The following is a 2,942-nucleotide window of genomic DNA, read 5'->3' on the forward strand; positions in this document are numbered from 1 at the left end:
AAAAAGTAATTTATGTGGATTACCCCTTTACCTTGCTTGATTATATAAAGGAACGAAAAAAACCTTCCGTGATGGCTAGGAAAAAAGCCTTGATTAAAGGGAAAGAAAGCCTAAAACCACTTACTCAATTTAGCCCTTTTCTGTATACCCTTTGTCCGCCATTAATGCTTCCGATTAATTGGCTTCCACCTGGCTTTCTGTATAATTCTCTTTCCAAATGGAATGACAGAAGATTGGCAAAATCGATTAGAAAAGCCATCAAAGAACTTGGTGAAGAGAACTTTATCTTTTTCAATTCATTTAACCCCCTCTATTTGGATAGATTGCCAAGTAAATTAAAACCTTTGGCCTTTGTTTACCAATCAAGGGATAACATTAGGGCTTTAGAACCTTACTTAAGGAAACATGGAGCAGGAAAGGAAATAGAGGCCGTAAAAAATGCAGACCTTAGTTTGGTGACTTCTCGTATGCTCCAAAAAGATTTAGAAAGCCTATCGGGAAAAAAGGTGGCCTACTTTCCAAATGCTGCAGATTTCGATTTGTTCAAAACAGCCTATAATGAACAAGTGCCTCCGCCAAAGGACCTGAAAGACATCCCTCGCCCAATTATTGGCTATACGGGTAATATTTGCCACCGCTTGGACTATGATTTGATAGAAAGTATATGCAAGGCAAACCCCGATAAAAGCCTGGTAATGGTAGGTCCCAGAAATCATCAGGGACATACCAATATAGACTTAGATTTAATTCCGAACCTATATTTTACGGGTCCAAAGAAAATTGAACAACTCCCTCAATATTTGGCGCATTTTCAGTTATTAATATTGCCTTTTCTATGCAATGAGGTTACTAAAAGTATTTACCCCCTTAAGATCAATGAATACCTTGCCTCCGGCAAACCAATAGTCGCCACTCCTTTTTCGGAAGACATAAAATCATTTCATCCCCTAATTAGCCTTGAAACAACAGCTAAGAAGTTCAACGAAGCCATAAAGAGAGAATTGGATACGGATTCTGATCAAAAAGCCAAATCCAGGTACGTTGAAGCTTCAAATAATACTTGGAAGGGCCGCGTAAAGTTATTTTGGGAATTACTCACCGGTAGTAAAACGGCTTTAGCTAAAAAGGAATAGAAAAGGTAACCTTTAGGTCAAACTGCATTTACAAACGATCATAGTCAAAAGTTTGCAAGCAAAAAAATAAAAGAAACATCAATTACTAATAGGGTATTTTTAAGCACTAACTAAACATTTTCGCTTTGAAACAATGCGGGAATAGTTCTTAATAGTATTTTAATATCAAACCAAATACTAAAGTTTTTAACATAGTCATTATCAAGACTCAAGCGCTCTTCTTCAGACATGGCACCCCGTCCTCTTTTTTCAACTTGCCAAAGCCCTGTTATACCTGCAGGCCCAAGAAATCTCAGGGCATATTTATCAGTAGTGATTTTTTCCGCCTCATATAAAGGCAGTGGTCTGTTTCCTACAAGTGACATATCACCTCTCAAGACATTCCATAATTGAGGTAGCTCATCAATACTGGTATTTCTAATAAATTTACCAATCTTGGTTACGCGAGGGTCATCTTTAATTTTAATAAATGCTGCATCTTTATTGCTGTCCTTTTTGGCCATCAGAATTTTTTCACAAACCATATTATTGTCATCATACATAGGCTGAAGACAACCGCCACCTGCTTGTTCACAAAACTCACAAAGTTCTTTAACCTCGTTAATTAGCACCTTGGTCTCAACCTCTTTCTCTTCAACGACCTCTTCTTCTTCTTCATTGTTGTATTGATTCAGGTGCTTTAGCTGTTGCAGCTTTGCATCTGCATCTGGATCCATCGATCTAAATTTATAAAATTTAAAAATATTATAACCTGTACCAACTCTATATGAATAATAAAATACCGGACCTCTTGACTCCAGCTTTATTAATATAGCCACAATCAAAAACAAAGGAATCAAAGCAATTAATATTAAACCTGAAACAACAATATCAAAAACTCTTTTGACAAAGGGGGTCTTGGACTCTTTGAGCGTAGAATATTCCTGTGCTTTCTTCTTGATTGTAGGATGCTTCAATTGAAATTCCAGCCTAGACCTCAACGATTTAGCTCTAATAGGTTTTAGAATAAAATCAGTAACCCCTGAAGAGATGGCATAAACGATATCCTCAGGCGTAGCATTATCAACGATCATAAAAAAAGGAAGATTTCCAAATCCCAATTTTTCGATGGTATTTTTTAGGGATATTCCATGCACATCCATCAATGAGGAGTCGCTAAGTATCATACAATACCCTTCCGGTGAACTAGAAAGTTGATTGTAAAAAATTATTCCATTAGAAAATACATTGATGTCAAAAATTTCTCCTACAGCACTTTTAATCGCATCAATAACTTCTTGATCTTTTGAAATCAAGGCAATTTTTTTGTTTTCTTTATTCATTTATAGAATCGGTTGCAAATTTCCCTGTCCTTCTTAAAATTGAATTTATTCGTGCTTCAAGCTCCTTGGGGTTAAATGGCTTAACCATAAAATCATCTGCCCCCATGTTCAAAATGTCTATTTTCTTTTCTGAAGAATCTGTGGCAGAAAGAACAATTAATGGGATCGAAGAGAAAAATCCACTTGATCGCACCATTTCAACAAATTCGGCTCCGCTAATTTCAGGCATGTTTAAGTCACAAATAATTATATCAGGAAGATCTCCTTCTTGCATATTTGCTATGGCATCCGCAGGTTTGTCAAATACCTTGACATCAAATTTACTTTTAAAATAATGCTGTATGATTAAAAGAACTGAAGGTTCGTCATCTATACCAAAAATTTTATACCTATTTCTCATAGTTGCAAAAGTTCATAATACTAATTTAAATACTAATAAAGGTAAAAACGAACCTGCAAATAAAAAAAGGATTTAATATTTAATTTC

Annotated in this window: 3 protein-coding genes; 1 reads left to right on the forward strand and 2 read right to left on the reverse strand. The window is 35.6% G+C overall.

Going from position 1 to position 2,942, the window contains the following annotated elements; translation table 11 throughout:
* Positions 1–1,133 (forward strand): glycosyltransferase (locus AAC037_RS22875; protein ID WP_339905889.1); only part of this gene is annotated, 1,133 nt, incomplete at its 5' end.
* Between the two features lie 110 nt (positions 1,134–1,243).
* Here the strand turns inward: AAC037_RS22875 and AAC037_RS22880 are convergent.
* Together AAC037_RS22880 and AAC037_RS22885 are read right to left on the reverse strand one after the other, a co-directional pair.
* Positions 1,244–2,455, reverse strand: a complete 1,212-nt coding sequence (locus AAC037_RS22880) for a sugar transferase (protein WP_339905891.1) — start codon at positions 2,453–2,455, stop codon at positions 1,244–1,246.
* A complete protein-coding gene (locus AAC037_RS22885; protein ID WP_339905892.1) occupies positions 2,448–2,855 on the reverse strand; it encodes a response regulator transcription factor in 408 nt (135 codons plus the stop codon). Before AAC037_RS22885 ends, AAC037_RS22880 begins: the two co-directional genes overlap by 8 nt.
* Between the last annotated feature and the right edge of the window lie 87 nt (positions 2,856–2,942).

This window comes from uncultured Cyclobacterium sp., assembly GCF_963976465.1.
Taxonomy (GTDB): Bacteria; Bacteroidota; Bacteroidia; order Cytophagales; family Cyclobacteriaceae; genus Cyclobacterium.